This is a genomic window from Adlercreutzia sp. St.1H8 (genome assembly GCF_059728655.1).
The window spans coordinates 2,178,664-2,203,542 of the sequence record NZ_AP039376.1 but is presented as its reverse complement, the minus strand read 5'-3'; the positions used below and the strand labels follow the sequence as shown (position 1 = coordinate 2,203,542).

Annotated in this window: 15 protein-coding genes; 9 read left to right on the top strand and 6 right to left on the bottom strand. The window is 72.2% G+C overall.

Annotated elements, in window-relative coordinates:
• Positions 1-665 precede the first annotated feature (665 nt).
• From cydC to AC6I0Y_RS08670, 4 genes are all read right to left on the bottom strand, one after another.
• Positions 666-4,211, bottom strand: coding sequence for a thiol reductant ABC exporter subunit CydC (cydC, locus tag AC6I0Y_RS08685; protein WP_497730982.1), 3,546 nt, complete (start codon positions 4,209-4,211; stop codon positions 666-668).
• A gap of 925 nt (positions 4,212-5,136) precedes the next feature.
• Positions 5,137-6,378 (bottom strand): acetate/propionate family kinase, encoded by a 1,242-nt coding sequence (locus AC6I0Y_RS08680; RefSeq protein WP_497730979.1) that lies wholly within the window; start codon positions 6,376-6,378, stop codon positions 5,137-5,139.
• Entirely contained in the window at positions 6,375-6,800 is a 426-nt protein-coding gene (locus tag AC6I0Y_RS08675) for a PaaI family thioesterase (RefSeq protein ID WP_497730976.1), read from the bottom strand. The genes AC6I0Y_RS08680 and AC6I0Y_RS08675 overlap by 4 nt, the downstream gene beginning before the upstream one ends.
• Positions 6,801-7,223: 423 nt before the next feature.
• Positions 7,224-8,282, bottom strand: a complete 1,059-nt coding sequence (locus AC6I0Y_RS08670) for a class I SAM-dependent methyltransferase (protein WP_160710326.1) — start codon at positions 8,280-8,282, stop codon at positions 7,224-7,226.
• A 612-nt stretch (positions 8,283-8,894) separates the two neighbouring features.
• On the opposite strand from AC6I0Y_RS08670, the gene AC6I0Y_RS08665 reads away from it, so the two are divergent.
• The 4 genes from AC6I0Y_RS08665 to AC6I0Y_RS08650 all read left to right on the top strand — a co-directional run bounded on the left by AC6I0Y_RS08665 (position 8,895) and on the right by AC6I0Y_RS08650 (position 14,741).
• The gene (locus AC6I0Y_RS08665; protein WP_497730974.1) at positions 8,895-11,327 is read left to right on the top strand and encodes an elongator complex protein 3; all 2,433 of its coding nucleotides are present in this window, start codon (positions 8,895-8,897) and stop codon (positions 11,325-11,327) included.
• Positions 11,324-12,247, top strand: coding sequence for a spermidine synthase (locus tag AC6I0Y_RS08660; protein WP_497730972.1), 924 nt, complete (start codon positions 11,324-11,326; stop codon positions 12,245-12,247). The genes AC6I0Y_RS08665 and AC6I0Y_RS08660 overlap by 4 nt, the downstream gene beginning before the upstream one ends.
• A 436-nt stretch (positions 12,248-12,683) precedes the next feature.
• A complete protein-coding gene (gene thrH, locus AC6I0Y_RS08655) occupies positions 12,684-13,286 on the top strand; it encodes a bifunctional phosphoserine phosphatase/homoserine phosphotransferase ThrH (RefSeq protein WP_160710551.1) in 603 nt (200 codons plus the stop codon).
• A gap of 150 nt (positions 13,287-13,436) precedes the next feature.
• A complete protein-coding gene (locus tag AC6I0Y_RS08650; protein WP_497730969.1) occupies positions 13,437-14,741 on the top strand; it encodes a (Fe-S)-binding protein in 1,305 nt (434 codons plus the stop codon).
• 128 nt (positions 14,742-14,869) lie between these two features.
• On the opposite strand, the gene AC6I0Y_RS08645 is transcribed toward AC6I0Y_RS08650, so the two are convergent.
• Positions 14,870-15,562, bottom strand: coding sequence for a sortase domain-containing protein (locus AC6I0Y_RS08645; protein WP_497730967.1), 693 nt, complete (start codon positions 15,560-15,562; stop codon positions 14,870-14,872).
• A 1,292-nt stretch (positions 15,563-16,854) separates the two neighbouring features.
• Here AC6I0Y_RS08645 and AC6I0Y_RS08640 point away from each other — a divergent pair.
• Both AC6I0Y_RS08640 and AC6I0Y_RS08635 read left to right on the top strand, forming a co-directional pair.
• Entirely contained in the window at positions 16,855-17,994 is a 1,140-nt protein-coding gene (locus AC6I0Y_RS08640) for a CapA family protein (RefSeq protein WP_497730965.1), read from the top strand.
• A 547-nt stretch (positions 17,995-18,541) separates the two neighbouring features.
• A complete protein-coding gene (locus tag AC6I0Y_RS08635) occupies positions 18,542-19,015 on the top strand; it encodes a hypothetical protein (protein ID WP_497730962.1) in 474 nt (157 codons plus the stop codon).
• Between the two features lie 103 nt (positions 19,016-19,118).
• On the opposite strand, the gene AC6I0Y_RS08630 is transcribed toward AC6I0Y_RS08635, so the two are convergent.
• Positions 19,119-20,192, bottom strand: a complete 1,074-nt coding sequence (locus AC6I0Y_RS08630; protein WP_497730957.1) for a C39 family peptidase — start codon at positions 20,190-20,192, stop codon at positions 19,119-19,121.
• 325 nt (positions 20,193-20,517) lie between these two features.
• Between AC6I0Y_RS08630 and AC6I0Y_RS08625 the strand changes: the two genes are divergently transcribed.
• The 3 genes from AC6I0Y_RS08625 (at position 20,518) to AC6I0Y_RS08615 (ending at position 24,359) form a co-directional block, all read left to right on the top strand.
• On the top strand, positions 20,518-21,237 hold the full coding sequence (locus AC6I0Y_RS08625; RefSeq protein WP_160710457.1) for a response regulator transcription factor: 720 nt from the start codon (positions 20,518-20,520) through the stop codon (positions 21,235-21,237).
• Complete coding sequence (locus tag AC6I0Y_RS08620) at positions 21,227-23,161, top strand: sensor histidine kinase (RefSeq protein ID WP_497730954.1); 1,935 nt, start codon at positions 21,227-21,229, stop codon at positions 23,159-23,161. Before AC6I0Y_RS08625 ends, AC6I0Y_RS08620 begins: the two co-directional genes overlap by 11 nt.
• A gap of 208 nt (positions 23,162-23,369) precedes the next feature.
• Entirely contained in the window at positions 23,370-24,359 is a 990-nt protein-coding gene (locus AC6I0Y_RS08615) for a diaminopimelate dehydrogenase (protein ID WP_160710455.1), read from the top strand.
• The last annotated feature ends 520 nt before the right edge of the window (positions 24,360-24,879 follow it).

Sequence of the window (24,879 nt, the reverse complement as noted above, 5' to 3'; positions counted from 1 at the left end):
CTGGCGAAGGGGCCGGGGAGCGGGGGCGCGGTTGGCGTGAGGCCCGCAGGCGGATAGGCGTGGGGCAGGCGGACGGCGGCGCGGCTGGTGCGCGGGTCGCGGGCGGGTAGGCGCGGGGCGGGTGGAGGTCGGGGAGCGGGCCGCCGCTGCAGAAGCGGCGCGTAAAATGGCCAAAAATGACGACCTGACGACAAACGCGGCTGTTCTCTAGCGGATTCCGAGCCGAAACCCCCAGGTCGCGAGCGGCTCTCTCCGTAACGACAGCGCCAAGGCGGGAAATCGAAGCGCAGAATCGCCGTATCGTGTCGTCAGGTCGTCATTTTTGGCCATTTTTTCAGGGGAAGCTGCGCGGGGCGGATGAGCGGCGGGTAGGCCAACGGCATGCGAGCAGGGCGGGGACTGCAGGCGTGCGGCGGCGCACGGCGGGGCGGGGCAGTGGCGGCGGGCGCGCGAGGGCCGAGAGCGGGGCGGGGACTGCAGGCGGGCAGGCGAGCGGCACCTGGCAGACGGGCGGTGGCGGCGGGCAGGGCGGCAGGCGCGCGGGCGGCGGGCGGGTGCCGAGCGTGTGGCCCTCGCACCCGCCCGCCGCCCGCGCTGGGGGGGGCGGTGCGGCGGCGGGCGCGTGGCGGCACGCCGGGTGGGGGCACCCGCCCGGGCCCGCGCCCCTAGGACGCGCCGCCGCGATCCACCGAGTAGGTGCGGTCGGCGAGGGTGCTGGCGGTGGCGCGATGGCTCACGAGCACGATGGTGCGCCCGGCACGATTGGCGGCCAGCGCCTCGAGCACTGCCGCCTCGGAGAGCGCGTCCAGGTTGGACGTAGGCTCGTCGAGGAGCACGAGCGGCGCGTCCTGCAAGAACACGCGGGCGAGTCCCAGCCGCTGCCGCTCGCCGCCGGAGAGCGCGCCGCCGAGCTCGCCCACGGGCGTGTCGATCCCCTCGGGCAGCTGGGCCACCAGATCGGCGAGCGCCGCCTTCTCCAGGGCGTCCGCGAGCGCGCCGTCATCGGCGTCAGGGCGCGCTATCAGCAGGTTGTCGCGCAGGGTTCCCGTGAACAGGTGCGTGTCTTGGGCCATGTGGCCCTGGCGCGCCCGGAGGCTCGCGGTGCCCACCTCGCGCAGGTTGCGCCCGCTCATCCGCACGATGCCAGCGCGCGGGTCCCAGAAGCGCATGAGCAGCTTGAGCAGCGTCGACTTGCCGGTGCCGCTGCGGCCGGTCACCTGCACCACCTCGCCGGGGCGCACGGCAAGCTCCACGTCGGCGAGCACCTCCTCGCCGCCGCGGTAGGCGAAGCTCACCGCGTCCGCCTCGAGCCCGGTGAAGGCGGTGAGCGGCGCCCCCTCCTCCTCGGGCACCTCGGCGGTCTCGGGGCGCTCGTCGAGCAGGTCGAGCACGCGCGCGCCGGAGGCGAGGGTCTGCTGAAGGCCCGATCCGAGCGCTGCCACGGCGATGACCGGCCCGAAGGAGGCCATGAGCGCGGCGGTGGCCAGGGCGCCCTGGGCGAAGGAGATCTGGCCGGCTGCCACGAGCGTTGCCGCGGCCAGCAGCATGGCCACGTCGAGCGCGGTGACGAGCGCGCCGGTTCCGGCGGAGAACAGGGCGCCGCGCCCCTTGAGGCGCTCCTCGTCTGCGGAGAGGCTTACCATGCGCTCGCGCAGCCCGGCGGCCCGCTCGGCGCTGCAGCCGTACTGGAGCGTCTCGGCCAGGCCCTGCAGGCTGTCGAGCACATAGGTGTTGAGCGCACCCACGCCGTCGCGCACCGCCCGCCCGCCGGTGCCGCTGGCCCGCGAGGCCGCCCACGGCACGGCGATGCCCACGAGCGCGTAGGACGCGGCGGCCAGGGCGCCGAGCGCCGGCGAGAGCGAGCCGATGAACGCGACCATGACGAGCGAGGTGACCAGGGCGATGACCGCCGGCGAGAGCGTGTGGGCGTAGAACACCTCCAGAAGCTCGATGTCGGCGGTGACCAGGGCCACCAGATCGCCGCGATCCTTCCCCTCCAGGCGCGCGGGAGCCAGGCGCCTGAGCGCAGCGAACACGCGGTCGCGCACGAGGGCCAGGATGCGGAAGGCGAGGTAGTGGTTGCAGAGCTGCTCGCCGTAGCGCAGCGGCCCGCGAGCGACGCCGCATATCGCCACGAGCCCGCAGGCGACGGCCGGCGCGAGGGCCGAGGGCTCGCCGGCCAGCCCCAGCAGCGCGAGCGTGCCCAGCACCGTGAGGAAGATGGCGGCGAGGAAGCCGAGCACGCCGAGTGCGCAGGCGAGCGCCATCACCGGCAGCAGCGGGCGGGTGAGGCCGGCCAGCCGCGCCATGACGGCGAGCGCCGAGCGCCGCCGGGTGGGGAGCCCGTCGTGCGAGCCGGCGCCGGGCGCGTCCGCACCCGCACCCGCCGCGCCCTCCTGGCCGGTCGTGCCTCCGTCTGCCCCGGTCGTCTCCGCGCCCGCCCCCGGCGCCGCAGCCGCCCGCGCGGCCGTCTCCGCGCCCTCCCGCGTCTCCTGGGCGAGGCGCTCCTCGAGCGCAGCCTGGCGCGCCCACATGGCGGCGTAGGGGCCATCGCCCGCGGCCAGCTCGGCGTGAGTGCCGCTTTCCGCCACGCGGCCGCGATCCATCACGTAGATGCGATCGGCGCCGGCCAGCGTGCTCAGGCGGTGCGCCACCATGACGACCGTGCGGGTGCGCGCCAGCTCCTCGACGAGCGTGACGATGGCCGCCTCGCTCTCGGCGTCGACGCTCGACGTGGCCTCGTCGAGGAGGTACACCGGCGCGTCGGCCAGGATGGCGCGAGCCAGCGCCAGGCGCTGCCGCTGGCCGCCCGAGAGGTTGGAGCCGCGCGCCGCCACCGGCGCGTCCAGGCCGCCGGCTGCGGCCACGAAGGCGTCGAGGCGGCAGCGGCGCAGCGCATCCCAGAGGGCCTCGTCGGGGGCGGCCGGCGCCGCCATCAGCAGGTTCTCGCGCACCGTTCCCTTGAACAGGTAGCTGTCGTGGCCCACGCGCACCACCGCGCGACGCAGCGCATCGGGGTCGATCTGCCGGATGTCGGCGCCGCCCAGCTCCACGGTGCCCGTGAAGCCCTGCGCCGCACCGGACAGGACGGCTGCCAGCGTCGACTTCCCCGATCCGCTCGCCCCGGCGATGCCCACCAGCTCGCCGGGGCGGGCCTCTGCGTCCACGGCGTCGAGCACCGTGCGCTCGCCGTCGTAGGAGTAGCCCACGCCGCGCGCCACGAGGGCCGTCCCCTCCACGGGACGCGTTCCGCGCGCCGGCTCGGCCACGTTGAGGATGGCGAACATCTTCTCCGCCACGGCCATTCCGTTCATGGCCGTGTGGAAGTACGACCCCAGGGCGCGCAGCGGAATGAAGAACTCCGCCGAAAGGAAGATGACGGTGAACGCGCCGGCGAAGGTGACGCTGCCGGCGGCAAAGCTGCCCAGCGTGAGCAGGATCCCCACGGCGGCGCCGCCGAACGCGAACAGGTCCATGATGGCGATGGATGACAGCTGCATGCGCAGAAGCCGCATGGTCGCCTGGCGAAAGCCCTCGGCCTCGCGGTTCATGGCCTGGTGGCGCGCCTCGTCGGCCTGGTAGACCTTGAGGGTGGTGAGGCCCTGGATGCTCTCGAGGAAGCTGGCGCCCAGGTCGGTGTAGGAGCCCCAGTAGCGGCGCATGGTGCGCTTGGCGACGCGCATGACCGCCATGATGGAGAGGGGGATGAGCGGCACGCAGACGAGCAGCCCCACGGCGGCCGGCAGGCACAGCGGCGCGAGGAACGCGAACAGCGTGAGCGGGGCGATGAGCGCGTAGGCCAGCTGCGGCACGTACTGGGCGAAGTAGCTCTCCAGCTGCTCGCAGCCCTCGACGCACACCTGGACGGCCTCGGCGGTGGAGACGTCCTCGCGGTAGGCCGGCCCTCGGCGCACGAGCTTGTCGTAGACCTGCTGGCGCACGGCCTGTTTGGCCGCGGTGGCGGCGCGCACCCCGCAGGCGGTCGCCTGGGCCTGGGCGGCCCAGCGCACGATGATGGCCGCGGCGGCCGCGCCGGCCAGCCAGGCGGCGCCCTCGGCGGTGGCCGTCCCGGCCAGCACGGCCTGCAGGAACAGGCCGATCAGGTAGAACAGCGCGATGGTTGCCAGCAGTCCCACCCATTGGAGCGCCACGTCCAGCGCGATGGCGCGTCGCGCGCCCGGCGCCAGGGCCAGCAGCCGCCTGTCAAGCATGGAGCGTTCCCCCCTCTCGCGGCGCGGCGCCCTCGCTTGGCGATGGGCTCCGGTGCCGCCTACAAGTTTAATATGGTTAACACGCGTATTCTAGGGGGAGGGAGGAAGAAAGTAAACCATCGGTAATTTTGTGCCACAACCTTCCCATGGCCGCGTTTCCCGTGGCCATGTCCCTGTGGCCGTCGCGTCGCGGAGGCCTCCCGCAGGGGGCGAGCACCTGCTGCGGGGGGGGGGCTCCGGTTCTGTGGTCCTGCGAGCGCCTGTTGCTACGGGGTGCATCCGACCCCCCCGCGCCCTGGCCCGGTATGGCTCCTCCTGGCGGGCAAGCCGCACGCGGCCTCCGCGGCCTGGCCCAGTGCAGCCCGCTCAGCGTGTCCCCCGCTGCCCCGCTGCCCCGCGAGCGCCTGTCGCGACGGCCCTCATCCGGTTATGTGGCCTTGCGAGCGCCCGCCGCGACGGGGCGCACGCGGCCTCCCGCGTCCCCTCGCCCTGCCCCCCGCGCCTCCTCCCAGTGAGCATGCCGCACGCGGCTTCCGCGGATTCTCCGCGCCTCCCGCTGCCGCGCGAGCGCCCGTCGCGACGGCCCGCATCCGGCCCCCGCGTTCCCCGCTGCCCCGCACGGCCCTGTGCTACGTCATCATGGGCAACCAGTGGGTGGCCGACTTCTCCCAGTTTCGCGCCCGCCGCTGTGGCTCGCATCTGGCTCCTCCTGGCGGACAAGCCGCACGCGGCCTCCGCGGCCTGGCTCCATCAGGTCGGGCGTCCTTCCCGCCCAGCGTGCCTCCCGCGCCTCCCGCGTCCCTCGCTGCCGCGCGAGCGCCCGCCGCGGCGGCACGCATCCGGCCCCGCGCCTCCCGCTGCCCCGCGAGCGCCTGCCGCGACGGGGCGCATCCACCCCCCGGCGTCCCCGCGTCCCGGCCCGGCGCTACACCAGCGTCTCTTCCACCTCTTCCCGGCGCTCCTCGGCGTGGCGCAGCTCGTCGACGATCTTCTCCACGTCTCGGGCGATCATCAGCTCCTCGTTGGTGGGGATCACCATGATCTTCACGCGCGACCGATCCTCGGAGATGATGCGCTCGCCGGCGCGCAGGCGGTTCCTTCGCGCATCGAGCACGATGCCGAGCGGCTCCAGCCCGGCCAGGCACTTCTCGCGCATGTACTCGGAGTTCTCGCCCACGCCGGCCGTAAACACGATGGCGTCCGCGCCGCCCAGCACGGCGAAGTACTGGCCGATGTAGCGCTTGATGAAGTACGCGTACAGCTCAAGCGCCAGCACGGCGCGCTCGTTGCCGGCCAGCGCCGCCTCCTCTACCGCGCGCAGGTCGCTCGACACGCCGGACACGCCCAGAAGCCCGCTCTTCTTGTTCATGACCTCGTTCATCTGCTCGGGCGTGTAGCCCAACCGCGTCTGGATGTGGGTCACCACGGCCGGGTCGATGGTGCCGCAGCGCGTGCCCATCATGAGCCCGTCGAGCGGCGTGAGCCCCATGGTGGTGTCCACGGCCACTCCGTGGTCCACCGCGGCGATGGACGCGCCGTTGCCCAGGTGGCACGTGATGAGCCGCAGGTCGTACACATCGGCGCCGATCATCTTGGCGGCATGGCGCGCCACGTAGCGGTGCGACGTGCCGTGGGCCCCGTACTTGCGGATCTGGTAGTCGGTGTAGTACTCGTAGGGCAGCGGGTAGACGTAGGCGCGCGGCGGCAGCGTCTGGAAGAACGCGGTGTCGAAGACGGCCACCTCGGGGATGTCGGGCATGAGCTCGCGGCAGGCGCGGATGACGTTGAGCGCCGGCGGGTTGTGCAGGGGAGCGAGCTCCGAGCAGACGGCGATCTTGTCGAGCACGTCATCGTCGATGAGGGTGGATGCGCTGAAGAACTCGCCGCCCGACACGATGCGATGGCCCACGGCGTCGATGTCCGCCAGGCTGCGGATGGGCCCGCGCTCGACCTCGGTGAGCACGGCGATCACGCGTTGGAGCGCGTCGTGGTGATCGCGGAGGGGCTCGGCGCGCTTGAGCTCGCCCAAGCCGCGGTCGAAGGTGTGGACTGCATCGGGTCCGCCCACGCGCTCGCAGAGCCCGCGGATGAGCACGACTCCGGTGGCCAGGTCGATGAGCTGGTACTTGAGCGACGAGCTGCCCGCGTTGAGCGTGAGAACCTTCATCGGCGCCCCCTCTCGGCCAGGTAGGCGAGGGTGACGATCTTCGTCTCGAAGGTGCCGGTGGACATGACGTCGCCCTCGTCGTCGTAGGCGTTGACGCGCCATATCTGCTTGACGTCCTCCACGCGCTCGAGCTCAGCAACGCCGCGGACGCTGCCCGCACGGCCTGACTTGCGGTGGCGCACGTCGACGCGCGTGCCGAAGGGGCGCTCGGTCTCCAGGTCGGCACGCAGCTCGGCTGCGCGGCTGGCCACCGTCTCGAGCAGGGCGAGCGTGGCGCCGCCGTGCACGAAGCCGAAAGGCTGGAGGACGGCATCGGTGATGGGCATGACGGCCTCGCAGCGCTCGGGCGTGGCCTCGGTGAAGCGGATGCCGAGCAAGCTGATCAGGCCGTCGACGCCGCAGGCGGTATCCTCGTGTTCCATGGCGTGCCTTTCCGTGGTCGGGTGTCGCGTCACAGTATAGCGGCGCCGCCCGCGCCCGACCCGGCCGTGCGGCGGGTTCCTCCGAACCGTAGGAAGCGCCGGGGCGGAGCGGGGGGGGGGCTTACAGCCGCTTTTTCGCCGGAAAATGGCACTAATTGGCAGTTTGGTACGGTGCGCGAGGCCCTTTGGCGTTTCCGAGGGCGCGCTGGATGATGCCCAGTCGGCGTTTTCCCAGGTCGCAGAAACCAGCTGGCCGGCCTGCCGCTCCAGCGCGCTCGTCTTACCGTACCAAACTGCCAATTAGTGCCATTTCGGAGGGAAAAAGTGGCGGCGGCCCGCTGTGGGCCGGGCCGCCGGGTCGTGGAGCGCTGCCTGCGCGGCGAGCGCGGGAGGGCGGGCGCCCGCGCTGCGGGGAGGGCGTGGCTACGCGGAGACTTGGAGGAGGAGATAGCGGTTGAGGCGGCCGGAGGCGCCGTCGGCGCTGAAGCGCGCCAGCTCGCGGGCGCCGGTGGCGGCGCACACGGCGGCCGAGAGGGCGTCGACCTCGGACTCGGCGAAGTGGTGGCAGTAGCGCCAGGCGCCGAGAGCGTCCTGCCAGCCCAGCAGGCGGTCTCCCTCGTCGAGCGCGGACTCATCAAGGCCTAGGTCGACGAGGGCGGCGGGATGGCTGGTCGCCGCCTTGCGCGCCAGGCGCTCGTCATCAAGGAACTGCCAGAGCGAAACGGCCGCCACGCCGCCGGGTCGCAGCTGCGCGACGAGCGCCGCGAGCGCTGCCGCGCGCTGCTCGAAGCCGGGCACGTGGTGGAGGAACCCGAAGCTCACGGCCAGGTCGCAGGGTGTGAGTCGGGGCAGGGCGAGCGGGGCGCCCGCCACGACCGCCGTCGGATTGTCCGCTGACGCGCGGTCGCCGGCCTCGGCTCGCGCTTGGCTCGCCGCCGTGCCCGCGCCGCCCAGGAGCGCTGACACTACGTCCAGCTCGTGGAAGCGCACGCCGGGCAGCGCGGTGGCGCCGTCGGCGAGGGTCGCGCAGCTGTCCACGGCATCCACGCGGATCGCAAGGTCGGGCAGCGCGTCCATGAGGAAGCGCTCGAAGCGCAGGTTCCCGCATGCCAGGTCGAGCACGCGGAGCGTTCGCCCGTCAGGCGCGGGGGACGTGCGGGCGTTGGGAGGCCAGGCGAAGCGCCGTGCGTCCCCGGCCGGGGCGCTTTCGTCCGAGGGCCGTGGCGCGTCTCCCGCGGCGGCACCCCCGGATGCGCGGATCTTGCCGGTGGCCTGGAGGTTGCGAGGTGGCATCGCGCCCGCGGCGGGATCGGCCGGGGCGGGGTCAGAGGCGTGCGGTTCGCCAAGCGCTTCGAGCGCCCTGGCCAGGCAGCGCCGCCAGCCCTCCCACGGTGCCTGGCGCGTGGCTGAGAACGACGAGGCGTGCTCCCGGTAGAAGCGGGCGTTCAGCTCGTTGAGTCGTTGGGCGGTGGTGGTGTCCATGGGGCCATTGTAGCCCAGAGCGTGTCGGCCCGCGATCCGCGCGCGCCGCGGCTGCAGGGCGGCATCGCGTCGGTCGCGGGCCGACGGGGATCTGCGCGCCCCGGCCGCCTGTGAGGAGCAGGACGGCGGGGCGCGAGATAGGGAGGGGCGACCGCAAGCGACAGGCGAAGGGCAAGACGCCTGGCGACTCGCGTGGCCAAGGGGTGGGCGGGCAGGGCGGCAGCCCCCTGTGCAGAAGGCGTTGCCGCAGGTGCCCCGGCCGCAAGAGGAAGAGGGTCGGCCGGGGCATCGGGTTGGGCGCGGCAGCGGCTTCGGGGCCATTGTTCCCCCGGGCCCGTGGCCGCCGGCCGCGCCCCCTGGCTCCAGGGCCGCCTGCCAGACCTTCTCGGCTGCCCCGGAGCGGCTCATTGTGGGGGAGTCGCATGCGTTCGTTGTCACATAATCTTGGGTAACTTCGCGAAAAACCTGCTGCGCCCCAGGTAAAGGGGTGGAATTCTGCCCCCAGCCCCAGCCCCAGCCCCCGCCCCCGCCCCCGCCCCCGCCCCCGCCCCCTTATCCCCTCACTGCGGCGTGGCAACGTCGCTTCCGGTACAATCTCGTGCCATGGAAGAGGTGATCCTCGACATATTGACGCGGCTGCGGGCCGAGGCGGCGGGAACGGGCGTACCGCTTGACGCGCGCGGCCTCGCGCGGCTGCTCGACGAGCGCAACCGTCGCGCGGGCGGCTCGGAACGTCGCTACGTGAAGAAGGCGCTCCTGCCGTTCTACCTGCGTGTCCGCGACGAGGAGCCCGAGCGCTGGCGCGCGTGGGCGGTGGACGCCGCCTTAGAGGAGCGCCTCATGGCGCTGCTGCGGATGAAGCCGCGGCGCACGGCCTCGGGCGTGGCCACCGTCACCGTCATCACCAAGCCGTGGCCCTGCGCCGGCGGCTGTCTGTACTGTCCCAATGACGTGCGTATGCCCAAGAGCTACCTGGCCGACGAGCCCGCCTGCCAGCGGGCCGAGCGTGCGTTCTTCGATCCCTACCTGCAGGTGAGCGCCCGCTTGCGCACGCTCGCGCAGATGGGGCATCCGGTGGACAAAGTGGAGCTGATCGTGCTCGGCGGCACGTGGAGCGACTACCCGGAGGGCTACCGCCGCTGGTTCGTCGCCGAGTTGTTTCGCGCCCTCAACGACGGCGTCGCGCCTGCCGCCGAGCGCCAGGCGGCCGAGCGCCGCGCTCGCTACGAGGCCCTCGGCATCCCCTCCGAGCGCGCCGACTGCGCCGCCCGCGTCGCCTCCGTCCAGGAATCGGTGAACGAGGGCCGCCTGACCTACAACCAGGCCGTCAGGCAGCTCTATGGAACAGGGGAGCAGGTGGGTACCGCCGATGCTCAGCCCCCGGGCGGCTCGGCGGGATCCTCGCGCGCAGCGGACGGCGCGCCGTCCGCGTCCTGGGAGCGAGCGGCGGCGTTCCAGGTCGCCGCCTGGGACGAGGTGGAGGCCGCGCAGCGGGACAACGAGGGCGCGGCGTGCCGATGCGTGGGGCTGGTGGTGGAGACGCGTCCGGAGCTTGTGGACGTGCCGGCCCTCATCGACCTGCGGCGGCTCGGCTGCACGAAGGTGCAGATGGGCGTGCAGTCGCTCGATCCCGCCGTTCTGGCTGCCAGCGGACGCGGCGATGCGCGGACGGTGGATGCCGTCGCGCGCGCCTTCGCCTTGCTGCGTCTGTTCGGCTTCAAGATCCATGCGCACTTCATGGCCAACTTGCCGGGTGCCACGCCCGCGGCCGACGCGCGCGACTACCATCGCCTTGTAAGCGAGCCGCGCTTCCTGCCCGACGAGGTCAAGCTCTACCCCTGCGTGCTCACGGCGGGCACGCCGCTTGCCGCGCGCTACGCGGCGGGGGAGTGGGCGCCCTACGATGAGGAGACGCTCGTGGCGCTGCTCGCCGCCGATGTGCGCGTCACGCCGTCCTGGACGCGCATCTCGCGTATGATCCGCGACATATCGGCCCACGACATCGTGGCCGGCAACCGCAAGACCAACCTTCGCCAGCTGGTGGATCGTCGCCTTGGCGAGGGGGCGGGGGAGCGCGGCGAATCCGGCCTCGGCGGCTGCGCGCTGGCGGAGTTCCCGCACGTCGCCGGACGGACGGCAGGCCGGGAGACGCCTTCCGGCGGCTGTTCCTCGGTCGACGCGCGCGCGGGTCTTTCCGTCGCGCAGGCGCCTGGCACGCCGTTGGGCGCGGGCGACGGGAGGAGGGGCGCGCCCCGGGGGACGGCGGGAAGGCGCGGCGAAGCTGTCGCGCCGCTCGTGCGGGAGATCCGCAGCCGCGAGATTGCAGGGGCGGAGGTGGACGAGGCGTCGCTGCGCCTTGAGGTCGTGCCGTACGACACGGTAGCGAGTCGTGAGCTCTTCCTGCAGTGGGTTACGCCGGACAACCGCATCGCCGGCTTCCTGCGGCTGTCGCTGCCGATGCCCGAGGCGCTCGCGAAGCACCCGGGCGTACCCGTTGGCGCAGGCGAGGCGATGATTCGCGAGGTGCACGTCTACGGGCGCACCTCGCCGCTCGCGCGCACGGCGGCTGGCGTTCAGCACCGCGGCCTGGGCCGGCGGCTCGTGGAGGAGGCGTGCGCCCGCGCGGCGGCGGCCGGCTATGGCGCCGTCAACGTCATCAGCGCCGTGGGTACGCGCGACTACTACCGTCGCCTGGGCTTCGAGGACGTCGGCCTCTATCAGCGGCGGTCCGTGGACGCGGCGCGTGGGGCTGTCCGGCGTTCGGGTGGGGGTGGCTTGGGCGTACCCGCCCTCGCGATGCGGCCTGCCGCGGATGCTGCCTGCTGCCAGCGCCGGTTTCGGGACGCTTCGGGTGCAGCCACGGGAGGCGCTCTTGACGCGCCTCGTTCCGATGAGCGGCCGGTCGAGGGGGCTGGCATGCCTGCGCCTCCGGTGCGATCTGTGGTTGCGGCCGATGCTAACGCGTCGTGCGGGGCTGCGTGCTGCGAGGCGGGGGAGGAACGCGCCCCGCACGCTGCCGGCGGTGAGAGGGGGCGCGTGCGATGAGGTGGCCGTGGCGGCGCGGGCGAGACGGCGCGGCGCCGACGATGTTCGGCCCGGCGCGCGTCTACGATACCGAGGGGCCTGATGGCGCGGCCATCCGCGTGCTCGAGGTGGGCGGCGCCTTTCAGTCGGCTGCCTACGTGGACGGCCGGCCCGAGGCGCCCTTTGCCTACCTGCGCGCCTTCGATGCGATCTTTGACGCAGGCGTGCCCATGCGTCGCGTGCTCATGCTCGGAGGCGGCGCGTTCGCCTACCCGCGTCATGTGCTCGCACGCCGCGGAGATGTGGAGCTTGACGTGGTGGAGGCCGATCCGGCCATCGTCGCGCTGGCCCGCGAGCGCTTCTTCCTGGCCGACGCCGAGCGCGCTCATGCCGGCCGGCTGCGTGTCATCGTCGCCGATGCCCTTGCCTACCTGGCCGACGCTGCTGTCCCATTGGGTGCCATTGGGTGTGACCCTTTGACACCTGACGCGGTTACCCCGCTGGGTTGCTCGGACGTTGCGCCTGCGCTCAGGTCGTCTGCCCGCCTGGCCGGCGCTGCTGCCCCGCTGGGTGCCATTGGGTGTGACCCTTTGACATTAGGTGCCATTAGGTGTGACCCTTTGGCACCCTATGACGCCATCCTCAACGACGTCTTTCAAGGTGTCGACCCTGATGCGGGGCTCCTCGCGCCCGAGGGCCTCGCGCTTGTGCGCGCGGGCCTGGCGCCAGGTGGCCTTTACCTGGTTAATGTCGTGGTGCCCGGCTCGCCGGAGGGTGTTGCCGCCCTCATCGCCGCCGGCCGCGCCCTCGAGCGTGCCTTCGATCACGTCTCCGTCATTCCCTGCGCGGACGAGGGCTTCTCCGCTCAGGACAACTACCTTCTCGTGGCCACGGACGGCCTGGCCCGCGTCCCTGGTGCCCTCCCTCTGCCACCCGCTTAGCCCGCGGGCCTTCGTTTTTCGCGGGTGTTTCTGCAAATTCGCGCGGTTTTGCACTCTTGCTAGCCCCCTAATCGCAGCTTTTCCCTGAAAACGTCGCTCAAAGGGGGTCGAAGGGGCGCTTTTCGGCCCTCTAGCCGCCTTTGGCGGGTGCAAAACCGCGCGAATTTGCGGCGGCGCGCTCTTTTTCGAAGGTTCGCCTCCTGATTTGCCCCCCAACCCCCAACCCCCCAACCCCCCAGCTCCCCAACCCCTCGCCCCGCCGCTCGCGCAGCGCACGCGCCCCCCGATCCGCCGCGCGGGCGGATCGGCCGCGGGCCGGCGCTAGAATGGCGCCATCGGAGGGCGCGCTCGCCCCTGCTGCCGGCCGCCGGGCGTGCGCCCGCTGCCTGCCTGGCGGCTGCGCGTCCCGCCATCTCGGCCGACGGAAGGAACCCCCATGTACATCACCTGCTTGGATTTGGAAGGCGTGCTGGTCCCGGAGATCTGGATCGCGTTCGCCGAGGCCTCGGGCATCCCCGAGCTCAAGCGCACCACCCGCGACGAGCCCGACTACGACAAGCTGATGGAGTACCGCCTGGGCATCCTGCGCGACCGCGGCCTGGGCCTCAAGGAGATACAGGCCATCATCGCCACCATCGACCCGATGCCCGGCGCCAAGGAGTTTTTGGACGCCCTGCGCGCCGAGGGCCAGGTCATCATCATCTCCGACACGTTTACCCAGTTCGCGCAGCCCCTCATGGAGAAGCTCGGCTGGCCTACCATCTTCTGCAACGAGCTGGAGGTGGCCGACGACGGGGCCATCACCGGCTTTCGCATGCGCTGCGAGCAGACCAAGCTCACCACGGTGCGCGCGCTGCACAGCTGTGGCTTCCAGACGCTGGCCGCTGGCGATTCCTACAACGACCTGGGTATGATCCGCGACTCGAAGGCAGGGTTCCTGTTCCGCAGCACCGATGAGATCAAGGCGGAGAACCCCGACCTCACCGCCTTCGAGGAGTACGACGACCTGCTGGCCGCCCTCCGCGCGGCCATGGGCTAGGCGCCGCGCCCACCTGCCTGGTCGCCAGCCCGCCGCCCCAGCGGCTCGTTGCGGCGAGGCGACCGAAAACCTGCGATGAACCCCGGGGCGCGGCGGCCGGTCGCGCCCCGGTTGCGTTAGACTGCTCGGGTGAGGAGAGAGGATCCCGCCATGCAGAGAGCGCAGAAGCTGACGCCGGCCGAGCAGGACGCCCTGGCCGGGCTCGCCGCACCGAAGATCGACATCCTGGCCGCCTGGGCCAACAAGCAGCTGACCTGCTCGCATTGTCGTCGCTGCACCCTGCGCTGCGAGGTGCTCCAGCAGCCGGGACTCGACGTGGGCACCGTGGAGGCGGCCTACGACGGGCTCATGGCCCTGACGCCCGAGGAACGTCCGGCGGCCACGCTCGCCCTCGTGCAGGAGCGCCCCGAGCTCTACCACGCGCTGCGCCGCTGCTGCTTCTGCGGCTACTGCACCGCCTCGTGCGCCCATCACGTGCTGGCGCCCGAGCGCATGCGGGCGTGGCGCGCGCTGTTCCGCGAGGCCGGCCTCATGCCCACCGAGAAGCTGGTGATGGTCGACGAGGAGTGGCACATCTTCAGCGCCTACCGGGCCATCTGCGGCATCGGCTATCCGGAGTTCACATCGCTCGCCCAGGCCGCCGAGCACGGGCCGGGCCTGGCTGACACGTTGTTCTTCCCCGGCTGCTCGCTCGTCAGCTACGCGCCCGAGGTTGTTCGCAAGGCCGGCGCGTGGCTCACCGAGGCCGGCTTTGCCTGGGCGCTGTCGGACGACTGCTGCGGCAGTCCGCTCATGAGCGCGGGGCTGTTCGATCGTGCGGCGGCGCTGCGCCAGCGCGTGCTCGACCAGATGCTCGCCGCGGGCATCACGCGCCTGGTCACCGTCTGCCCGGGCTGCGGCGAGGAGTTCGCCGAGCTGCTCGACGGCGTGATCGAGGTGGTGCCGCTGCCCGAGCTCATGCTGCGCCGCGCCGCCGAGCTGGAGGCGGAGGGGCGCGCGCCTGGCTTTACACCGGCGCCGGTGGCGTCGTTTGCGGTGTTCGACTCGTGCCACGACCGCGCCGAGGGCCGGCACGGCCGCGCCATCCGCGGGCTGCTGGAGCGCTACACGCCCGATGCCGAGCGCCGCGAGATCGACCACCGGATGAAGGGGACGCTCTGCTGCGGGGCGGGCGGGGCCGTGGCGTCCTACGACACCGACGTCACCCAGCGCCGCGTGGAGCGCGTCATCGACGAGGCGCTCAAGACGCGGGCGGAGACCCTCGTCACCATGTGTCCTACCTGCACCTACACCATCGCGCAGGCCCTGCTTGCCGCACCCGACACGCCCCTGCGCAGCCGCCACTACCTGGAGCTGCTGCTCGACGAGGAGATCGACTGGGCGCGCGTGTTCGACGAGCTCGGCGCCATGTGGACCGGCGAGTACGCAGCCTGGCTCACGCAGACGTTCTTCTAGGCTCTCCGGCGCCGCAGGCGGCGGGCAGACGGGCGGACGCGGCGCGCCGTGGGCGGACGAGCGGCGGGCGGGCGCCCGTGTCGCGCCATAGGCGGGCGGGCGCGCTCGGGTTCCGGCCGACCGTGGCGCTAAGCGGCCACCACGATGCGGTAGCTGGCATGGTCGCCGACGCAGGTCTGGAGGATGACCGACTCGCCATGGCCGGTCACGCGACCCTGGATGTCCTCCCAGTAGGTGGCGTCGGGGACGGTGAACACGTCAACCACATGGTAGGTGCGCGCGTTGCCGCTGCCGTCGCAGACGGTGACCGCGGCGCCCTGCCCCAGTTCCATCACGCCATGAAACGGCCCGGGGTTGTGCCCGATGAAGTAGGCCCAGCTGCCGTCGGTGGTGCTATCCGACCCCATCCACAGGCCCGCGCCGGAAGAGGGCGCCGAGGCGCTCTGGTAGGAGTCGACGTAGCCCATAGAGGAGCCTGCCACGCTGATGGTGCGCGGCGGAAGGGAGGATGCGCTGCCGGAAGAGGAGCCGCCCGCCGCGTCGTCGCCGGCCTCGGCGGAGGGGGCTGTGGTGCGGGCGGCCTCGGCCTCGGCTTCGGCGGCTCGTGCGGCTCGCGTGGCTTCGGCGGCTGCGCGCTCGGCGGCTTCGGCGGGCAGGTCGTTGTCATCGAGCACCGCCTTGGGCTCAGCCGCTGCCGTGCCGGTCTCCACGCCGCTGGCCAGCAGCCCGTCGGCAGCGCAGGCGGCCTGGCGCTCCACCATGCCGGCGACGGTGGCCTCGCTCGCCCAGGCTGCGCAGGGGATTGCCAGCCCGAGCGCCACGCCGGCCGCCACGAGAAGCGCGAACCACGGATGCGCCCGCGCCGGCGCCTCCCGCGTGCGCGCGCTCGCCTGCCCGGCGTCTTGCGCCCATGCGTCCGTGCGACCCGCGGCGGTCTCCCGCGCCGGCGCGCTGGGCGCACCGGCGACGCCTGCGACGCCTGCTCGCCGGCTGCTCGCGTTCTGCGCGACGCCCACGGGCGCGACTGCCCGTCCGCGCTGCCTGCGCCCGGCAGCCCGCCGGCCCTGCGCGCCCGTATCCAGCGCGACGGCTGCTTGCGTGGGGGCCTCTGCCCGCGCGCAGGCGATCGCGGCTCCGCGCGCATCGGCGAGGCGACGCGGCGCCTGCCTGACGTCTGATCGGCGGAAACGATCCGTTCCCGCGGCTTTCCTCGCAGTGACACCCAGTCTCATGGCGTCCAACCTTTCCGCGACGGCACCGCCTTGCCAGCGGCTGCGCTCTCGCGGAACCCGACCTCTCCCAACGGTCGCCCCTCATTCTACGGATGCCCGCGGCCATCCTCCGCGCCCACGCTCGGTCGTGGCGTGCGCGTCACCCCCTTCTCACGCGCCCGTTGCCAACGTCAGCGCCCCGTTACCGCCGCGCGGGGCGCGGGGCGGCGGGCGGGCGAGTTGCGGCAGCGGCGGAGTCGCGGTGGGGGGGCGCCGGCGCGCGGGTCGCCCTGGCGGCGCCTTGGGTGAGGTCCGATGCCCCAGCAGCGCCTTGGGAGGCTGCTCTCGCAGCGGTGCCCTGTGGCGCTCGGGGCTCCTGCCTCCTAGCGGCTCCCGCATGCCGGGTGCTTCCCCAGAGGAGCCCGGAGGCTCGTGCATCGCCCGCCGTCCATGGCGCCTTCCGGTGCGCGGGCTTGGCCGGGGCGGCGGAGGGCTCTCTGCGACGGCCGGGCGCTGGGGTGTCGGCAGCCGGGGCGACCCAGCGCCCGTCGTCGCCTGACAATCGGGGCGCCGCCTGCCCTCCGATAGCGCGACCCCCCTCGTGGGCCTGCCCCAGCTCTGCCTCGCCCTCGTGACGCGCGCGGCGCGTATCGCGCGCCAGGATCCGGCCACCGCCGCCTTTCGGCTGCGAGATGGCGCTAATCGACGGTTTGGTATACGCTTTTCGGCTCAGAGGGCGTGTTTTGCGCGGTTGGCTCCTCTCTCGCAAACGCGATCAGGGGAAACGTCGGCCGCAGCGCGCCTTGGGCCGCGGTAAGCCATACCAAACCGTCGATCAGTGCCAGAATGGCGGAGAAAAGCGGCAGCAGGAGCGGCCTCGGAGGGCAGAAGGGGAGAGAACCATGGCGCGAAGAGGGGGATACGGCTACGAGCAGCCTCGCGGGCGGGGGCTCTCCCTGGCGCGCGTCGCCACCATCGGCGTCATCGCGGTGCTGCTGGTGGCCATCGGCTTCCAGCTGGCGGATCGCGCCAATGCTCCCGCTCCCGCGCCCGACGCGCAGGGGTCTCCCGCGCTCGACGCGTCTGACCAGCCCCAGCCCGAGCCCCAGCCGGTCAGCCTCACCGTCACGTTCGCGGGCGACTGCACGCTCGGCACCGATTCCGCCTTCGACTACGCCACCAGCCTCAACGCGATGTTCGAGGCGGTGGACGATCCGAGCTACTTCCTGCGCAACGTCCAGCCCCTCTTCGCCGCCGACGATCTGACCATCGTCAACATGGAGGGAACGCTCACCACCTCGAACGCCCGCGCCGACAAGACCTTCGCCTTCAAGGGCCCGGCCGAGTTCGCCGCCATCCTCTCCAGCTCGAGCGTGGAGGCCGCTTCGCTGGCCAACAACCACTCGCGCGACTACGGCGAGCAGAGCTACCAGGACACCATTGCCGCCCTCGACGCGGAGGGCGTGCCGTCGTTCGGCTACGAGCGCATCGGCTACGTGGACGTGAAGGGCGTGAAGGTGGGCCTCGTGGGCGCTTATGAGTTGGCCGAGCACGAGGGGATGAAAGACGACATGGTGGCGCGCATCCAGGAGGCGCGCGACAACGGCGCGCAGCTTGTGCTCGTCTACATCCATTGGGGCATCGAGCGCGAGACCGTGCCCAACGACACCCAGATGATGCTGGGTCGCGCGGCCATCGACGCCGGCGCCGACCTGGTGGTGGGATCGCATCCCCACGTCATCCAGGGCTGGGAGGTCTACGAGGGGCGCTATATCGTGTACTCGCTCGGGAACTTCTGCTTCGGCGGCAACTCCAACCCCGCCGACAAGGACTGCATGATCTTCCAGCAGACGTTCACCGTGACGGGCGACGAGGTGGCGCGCGACGATGCGGTGGAGTTCATCGCCTGCTCGGTGTCGTCGTCGAGCTCGCGCAACAACTACCAGCCCACGCCGGCCGAGGGTGATGAGAAGGCGCGCATCGACGCCAAGATCCAGCGCTCGACCGACGCCATCGCCCAGAAGGCCGCCACGCTGGCCTAGGGCGGGCGGCTTCTGCGTCGTCGCCGGACGCCGATGCCACTTTTTCGGCCCGGGATGGCACTTATCCGGAGTTTGGTACGCTTTTTTCGCCCAAATGGCCGTTGTGGGCGCGGTCGGCCTCCCACGCGTAAAACCTGACCTGGGGAAACGCCGGCCGCTCTGCGCTTGGGGCCATGCCGAACCGTACCAAACTCCAAAAGAGTGCCACCCCGGGCCGAAAAAGCGGCGGTGGGGAGGCCTGCGACCGGGCGCCCTACCGTCCCACCCCGGCAGCGCCGGCGCGGTCGTTCCCGAAACCTGGTCTTTTCCTTAAGGTGGTCCACGCGCGCGGAGTTTTGCGCCATAATGGCGCTGATAACGAACCCACGCACAAACGAACACGAGGTTATCACCCATGGGAAGCTTTTCCGACGAACGTCGAGGTCGTGATTCCCGCTCCCGCGCGCCCCGCGACGGCCGCGGCCGCCCCTCGGCCCCGAAGACCCCCCAGCGCCGGCCGCGCCAGCGCATAGCCGAGCCCCTCTCATCGCAGGAGAGCTACGACAGCATGCGCCGCTCGCGCGCGTCCTACGAGCGCGCCCGCGCCAGCCGCGACGTCTTGGACGAGGCCCGCCGCGCCGCCGGGAATCGCGAGGTCATCGACGGGCGCGGCTCCATCGACTCGCGCACCTTCAACGAGAGCCACCAGATATCGGCGCTGTCCCACGACGACCGCGACCGCCCGCGTGCGGCCATCGACGCGTCCATGACCGAGACGCGCTGGCACTCGCGGGCCGGCCAGGGCTTCGACTCCGTGCCGGACGCCGGCGCGATGGGCGGCATCCCCGCCCGCGTGCGGCCCCACGGGCCGGGGCATCGCGCGCCGTCGGGGGTCGGGTTCTCGGGCGGCGTCGTCAGCGGGCGCGGCGACTACGCCGGCGCCGGGGGCGGCTTTCTCGCGGGCGTCCCGCTGTTCTTCAAGGTGACGGTGCCGCTCATCGTGGTGCTGCTGGTCATCCTCATCGTGCTGCTGCTCACGTAGCGGCGCGCGCGAGGCGGAGGATGCGCAGGAGGGGCCCGGCTCGTCTGAGCCGGGCCCCTCCGCGTTCAGGTTCCCGCCGCCGCGGTCGGATGGCGGCCGGGTGCTAGGCGCGCTCGAAGGACCAGAGGTTGAGGCACTGGCTGATGATGCGGTCGGGGTCCCACGGTTGGAGGCTGCGCTGCTCGCTGTTGGGGTCGTGCACGATGACGTCACCGTTCTCGTTCACGCCGGACAGCACGATGAAGTGGCCCTTCGTGGTGAAGTCGCCCGGCCCCACGCTGCAGATGACGGGCCGTCCCGCCCGCAGCTCGGCGCGGATGGCGTCAGCGCTGGCGCTGAGCTCGCGCGAGCGCAGGCCTATCGTGCGGGCGCCGTCGCTCATGAGGCGCCAGGCGGTCATGCCGCTCTCGACGTAGCCGCCCTGCTCGCTGAACGCTGCCATGGCCGCGGGGTCGCGGTCGGTCTTGCCGGTGAGGGCCACATATACCATGGACAGGCAGGTGGGGCCGCAGCCGGACTCGGCCACGCTGGCGCCGGCATAGGGGGCGTCGGCCCACTCCTCGTCGGTCTGGTAGAGGAAGGGAACGGCGCCGCGTGCCCACTGGCTGCGCGGCGTGCTCGTGGGCGGCGTGTCCTCATCGGGGGCGCTCGGGGTCGTGTCGCCGGTCGGAGCAGCCCCCGATTGGCCGAGCAGCGTGCCCGACTGGTCGCTCGCCTCGCCGCCACCGACGAGCGCCGCGAGGCCCATCGCGCCGGCGAGGATCAGCGCTGCCAGCCCGAGGGCGGCCACCATGGGCACGAGCCGCAGCGATGCGGCCAGGCCCCTGCCGGCCCGCGCCGCTGCGGCGGTCCCGCCGTGCCAGGTCGTGGCGGCGGGCCGGCGCGCGGAAGGGCGGCGGGGCGGCGCCGTCGCGGCGGGAACCTCATACCACGTGGGGGCTGGCGCCACCTCGTCTGCCCCGCTGGCAGCGCGGAGGCGGGGGTTGCCGGTCGTGCTGCCAGTTGCGCCCGCGCGAGAACTGCCCAGGCCAGTGCCGCCCGCGCCGGCGCCGCTCGCCGCGATCGCGGGGGCGTCCTCGCGCCGCCACGAGCCGGCCTCCTGCGCGGCGCGCTGGTCGGGCCGGCGCCACTGGCTGCGGCTGAAGCTGAGGGCGTTGGGGGCGGAAAACTCATCCATGGCGCGTCTCCTCCTTGGCGGGTGCGCGGCGGCTGGCGGCGACTCGTCGCGCGCCGGAATGCCGGGTGATCTGGCGTTGCCGACGCGGGGCGCCTCGCCTGTCGGGAGGGTCGGTGAGCTGGCGGGCGCCTGCGCCTCACGGAGGGGGTCGGGCCCCTCCTCCGCAAGGCTCCGCGTCGTGCCCCCTACCTTAGGGGAGGGCCCGTTTAACGTTCCCATAGCGAATGCTGAGGACTTTCTTAACGCCCCTTATTTTTTCCTTAAGACGCCGCACGTCGCGGCGCGTGGCTGCGGGATCGGGGCGTCTTCGCCTACAATAGGCCCCATGGAGAGAGCAGCGCGCATACTGGTGGTGGACGACGAGCGGGCCATCGCCGATCTGGTAGCCAGCCTCCTCGGAGCCGAGGGGATGGAGGTGCGCGCCTGCTATGGCGCCGCCCAGGCCCTCCAGCTGCTCGAGCGCGAGCGCTACGACCTGGGGATCTTCGACATCATGATGCCCGGCATGGACGGCTTCGAGCTGTGCACGCGCGTGCGCGCCGTCTCCGATATCCCCATCGTGTTCCTGTCGGCCAAGGACGAGGAGGCCGACCAGGTGGTGGGCTTCACCCTCGGCGCGGACGATTATGTGACCAAGCCCTTCAAGCCCCGCGAGCTCGTGGCCCGCGTGAAGGCGCGTCTGCGCCGCGCCCGGGCCGGGGCGCAGGCGACGGCTGACGTGCTGCGCGCCGGCGCGGTGGAGGTCGACCTGCGCGCCCACAAGGCGACGCTGCTCGGTGAGCCGCTCCAGCTCACGCCCAAGGAGTTCGCCATCCTCTCGATCTTGGCCAAGTCGGCCGGCTCGCCGGTCTCCACGCGCGACCTGTTCGAGGGCGCCTGGGGCGAGCGCTACGATGACGCGGCGGCCAACACCGTGATGGTCCACATCCGCCACCTGCGCCAGAAGCTCGCGGCCATCGACTCGTCCACGCAGTTCATCGAGACCGCCTGGGGGGTGGGCTACAAGCTGCGTGACGCCCTGGGCGCCGGCGGCCATGGCGCTTAGGAGCGAGCAGGCGCGCGTCCTGCGTCGCACCCTGCTCGGCCGCCTCGGGCGCAACCTGGCGGCGTTCACCGCCGCGTTCGCCCTCATCTGCCTTCTGCTCGAGGGGTTCGTCATGGGCCCTCTGGCCGACTTCGTGGCCGACAGCACGTCCACCTGGCGCGTGCTGGACTCGACGGACCGCTTCGAGGCGATCATGGCCGACTACGGCCTTGCCGGTGGCACCGCCTATCTGGACGACTTGACAGACCAGATGGGCAAGGAGGGGCTTCCCACGGATCCGGGCACTGCTGAAGATGCCCTGACCTGGGCCGATAAGGTGGGCATGACGGGGATCTTCTCCGATGCCGCGGGTGGCGCCGGAACCAACGAGAGCGCCGTCGACTCCTCGGGCAGCGTGTCGGCGTCGGTCGTCTCCCGGGACGTGGTGGGCACGCCTTCGCCGCATTCCCTCCAGGAGGCGCTTGACGCGCTCGTGGCAACGGGCGTGGTGAAGCGGGCGAGTGATGCGAGCGCGGCGCAGGTGGCGGCCATGGGCGCCCTTCTGGCCGGCGTGCCCGAGCAGCTCTCCCTGGCGGTGCCCCAGGCCATCGGCGGCGTCAACGTCAACGAGATTCTGCTCAACGCCTCGGTGATGGGCTACAGCCAGGAAGACCTGGATCAGCTGGTGGCGGAAGCCCTCAAGCAGTCTCAGACCGACGTCCATGACGAATGGAGGCAGCTGCCTGCCTCCGACCAGGCCGTGCAGCTGGGCGTCGCCTCGTCCAACCCCGTCTGGCAGGAGTCGCTCAATCCTGATGGCTACTGGCTCATCCGCGACGTGAGCACCTACGCCCTGATCAAGTCCTTCAAGCTGCCGCTCGCGGCCGCGGTGCTCGCGGCAGGGTGGCTCGTCATCGTGGTGATGGCGCTCAACCGGTCGCTGCGCTACTTCGACGACTTGTCCGAGGCGGTGGCGCGGCTGCTGGCCGACCGCGATGCGCCCATCGAGCTGCCGCCGGGGCTCTCCATCGCCCAGAACGAGCTGGCCGTCATCCGCTCGCAGTCGCTGGCCGACGAGCGCGCCGCCCAGGCAGCCGAGCGCCGCAAGAACGAGCTGGTGGCCTACCTGGCCCACGACATCCGCACGCCGCTCACCTCCGTGCTCGGCTACCTCGACCTTTTGCGTGACGCCGCGGTGCTGCCGCCCGACACCCAGCGCAAGTACGCCGAGACGGCCTACGCCAAGGCCGAGCGCCTGGAGGGGCTCATCGGCGAGTTCTTCGAGATCACGCGCTACAACCTGCAGGCCATCCCCATCGAGCGCGAGAACGTGGACGTGCGGCTGTTCTGCCAGCAGGTGGCCGAGTCGTTCTTCCCCGAGACCTCGGCTCGCGGCATCGGGCTGCGGGTGGCTGCCCCGCCTGACGTGCGGTTCTTCGTCGATCCCGACAAGCTCGCCCGGGCGCTCGGCAACGTCATGCGCAATGCCGTGGCCTATGCGGAGGACGGTACCTCCGTCGACTTGGCCGCCTCCTGCGACGGGCCGTGGGTGTCCATCGCCGTGCGCAACCGCGGCCGAGAGATATCCGAGGCGCACCTGGAGGCCATCTTCGAGAAGTTCTACCGCGAGGACGGCGCGCGCACGAGCGGTAGCGGCGGGGCGGGCTTGGGCCTGGCCATCGCCAAGGAGATCGTGGGCGCCCACGGCGGCGACATCACGGCCATGAGCCGCGACGGCGTGACCGTCTTCACGCTGCGCGTCCCGCGCGAGGTGTCCTTCGCGCGCTCGCTGGCAAGCCGCGCCGAGGAGGCGGGGGAGGGGGCTGCGGCCCGCCCGCGCCGCGGCCCCCGGGGCGTCTCGCGTGGAGGCGACGCCTCCGGCAAGGCGCCGCTCACCGTGAAGCCGGTGGGCCCTCCCGCGCGCCGACCGTCCCGGAAGCGCTGAGGGGCGGGCAGCACATCCCGGCGCGGCCGAGTCTGGCGGCGGTGGGCCTCTCGAGCCTCGCGCATGCATCGCGGCTTATCCCCAGGCCTCGCCGCCGCCTGTTCCCTGGTTGTTTCGCGAAGAGCCCCCTTCCTTCACATCTTCGAAACATAGGGTGGCCATAATGGACACCATCAACGCTACCCTCGCATCCCCCCAAGGAGGAAGAATGTCTGTTACCCGCATTGGCATCTTGGGCTATGGCAACCTCGGCCGTGGCGTCGAGCTGGCCTGCCGCGACAACGACGACGTCCAGCTCGTGGCCGTGTTCACGCGCCGCGACCCCGCGAGCATCACGCCGCTGACTGAGGGCGTGGCGGTCTATTCCGCCGACGACCTGGCGGCCCATGCAGACGACGTCGACGTGCTGGTGCTGGGCGGCGGATCGGCCACCGACCTGCCCGAGCAGACGCCGGCCTGCGCGAGCCTGTTCAACGTGGTGGACTCCTTCGACACCCATGCCAACATCCCCGCCCACTTCGCGGCCGTGGATGCCGCTGCGCGCGAGGGCGGCAAGGTCGCCGTCATCTCGGCCGGCTGGGATCCGGGCATGTTCTCCATCGCGCGTCTGTACGCCAACGCCGTGCTGCCCAACGGCGCCGACTACACCTTCTGGGGCCGCGGCGTGTCGCAGGGCCATTCCGACGCCATTCGCCGCGTGCCCGGCGTCGTGGACGCGCGCCAGTACACGGTGCCCGTGCCTGCCGCGCTCGAGGCCGTGCGTGCCGGCGAGCGTCCCGAGCTGACCACCCGCCAGAAGCACACGCGCGAGTGCTATGTGGTGGCGGAGGAGGGCGCCGACCTGGCTGCCATCGAGAAGGCCATCGTCGAGATGCCCAACTACTTCTCCGACTACGACACGACGGTCACCTTCATCAGCAAGGAGGAGCTTGACCGCGACCATGCTGGCATTCCGCATGGCGGGTCGGTCATCCGCACGGGCGCGACGGGCGCCGAGGGGCAGAACACCCATGTGATCGAGTACTCCCTCAAGCTGGACTCCAACCCCGAGTTCACCGGCAGCGTGCTGGTGGCCTGCGCCCGCGCCGCGTGGCGCCTGGCCGGCGAGGGCGTGGTGGGCGCCAAGACGCTCTTCGACATCCCGCCCGCGTACCTGAGCGCCGTCGACGACGCCGAGCTGCGCGCGACCATGCTGTAGCCGCCGCGCAACGGACGCACGAGGGCCCCGGGGCACGCAGCCGCCCCGGGGCCCTCGTGCGTCCGGGCGCGGGTGCGGGTCAGGGCTGGGGCGCGAGGCGGGCGGGGCGTGCGGGGCGCGGTCGAGCGGGGCGGATGGGGCGCGTGGCGCGGGCGCTCGGGGGGCTGCTGCGGCGCTGCGGGCGTGAGCGGCGCCAAGAGGCAAGGCGCGGGCGCAGGCGGCGGCATCGCAGGTGTGGATAGCGGTGAGGCGTCGCAAGTGCGTGGAGTGCCCGTGGGCGCTGCGGGCACGTAGGCCGGGGCGCGGCTGCGGGCGGTGGCTTGTGCTGGTGACGGGCGGTGACGCTGCGCCCGCGTCGGGCGGCAGCCAAGAGGCGGGGCACAGGCGCGTGTCGGCGCGGGCGTGGGCGGCGGCCAAGAGGCGCGCCGCGGGTGCTCGGGCGTGGACGAGCGACGGCGAGATGTCGCAGGCACTTGGGAGCTGCGGGTAGCGGCGAGCGGGTGCCGGGAGCACAAGCGCG

Coding starts and splice junctions, on each gene's coding strand:
- cydC (WP_497730982.1), bottom strand. CDS start 4,211: ATGCTTGACAGGCGGCTGCTGGCCCTGGCGCCGGGCGCGCGACGCGCC.
- AC6I0Y_RS08680 (WP_497730979.1), bottom strand. CDS start 6,378: ATGAAGGTTCTCACGCTCAACGCGGGCAGCTCGTCGCTCAAGTACCAG.
- AC6I0Y_RS08675 (WP_497730976.1), bottom strand. CDS start 6,800: ATGGAACACGAGGATACCGCCTGCGGCGTCGACGGCCTGATCAGCTTG.
- AC6I0Y_RS08670 (WP_160710326.1), bottom strand. CDS start 8,282: ATGGACACCACCACCGCCCAACGACTCAACGAGCTGAACGCCCGCTTC.
- AC6I0Y_RS08660 (WP_497730972.1), top strand. CDS start 11,324: ATGAGGTGGCCGTGGCGGCGCGGGCGAGACGGCGCGGCGCCGACGATG.
- thrH (WP_160710551.1), top strand. CDS start 12,684: ATGTACATCACCTGCTTGGATTTGGAAGGCGTGCTGGTCCCGGAGATC.
- AC6I0Y_RS08650 (WP_497730969.1), top strand. CDS start 13,437: ATGCAGAGAGCGCAGAAGCTGACGCCGGCCGAGCAGGACGCCCTGGCC.
- AC6I0Y_RS08640 (WP_497730965.1), top strand. CDS start 16,855: ATGGCGCGAAGAGGGGGATACGGCTACGAGCAGCCTCGCGGGCGGGGG.
- AC6I0Y_RS08635 (WP_497730962.1), top strand. CDS start 18,542: ATGCGCCGCTCGCGCGCGTCCTACGAGCGCGCCCGCGCCAGCCGCGAC.
- AC6I0Y_RS08630 (WP_497730957.1), bottom strand. CDS start 20,192: ATGGATGAGTTTTCCGCCCCCAACGCCCTCAGCTTCAGCCGCAGCCAG.
- AC6I0Y_RS08625 (WP_160710457.1), top strand. CDS start 20,518: ATGGAGAGAGCAGCGCGCATACTGGTGGTGGACGACGAGCGGGCCATC.
- AC6I0Y_RS08620 (WP_497730954.1), top strand. CDS start 21,227: ATGGCGCTTAGGAGCGAGCAGGCGCGCGTCCTGCGTCGCACCCTGCTC.
- AC6I0Y_RS08615 (WP_160710455.1), top strand. CDS start 23,370: ATGTCTGTTACCCGCATTGGCATCTTGGGCTATGGCAACCTCGGCCGT.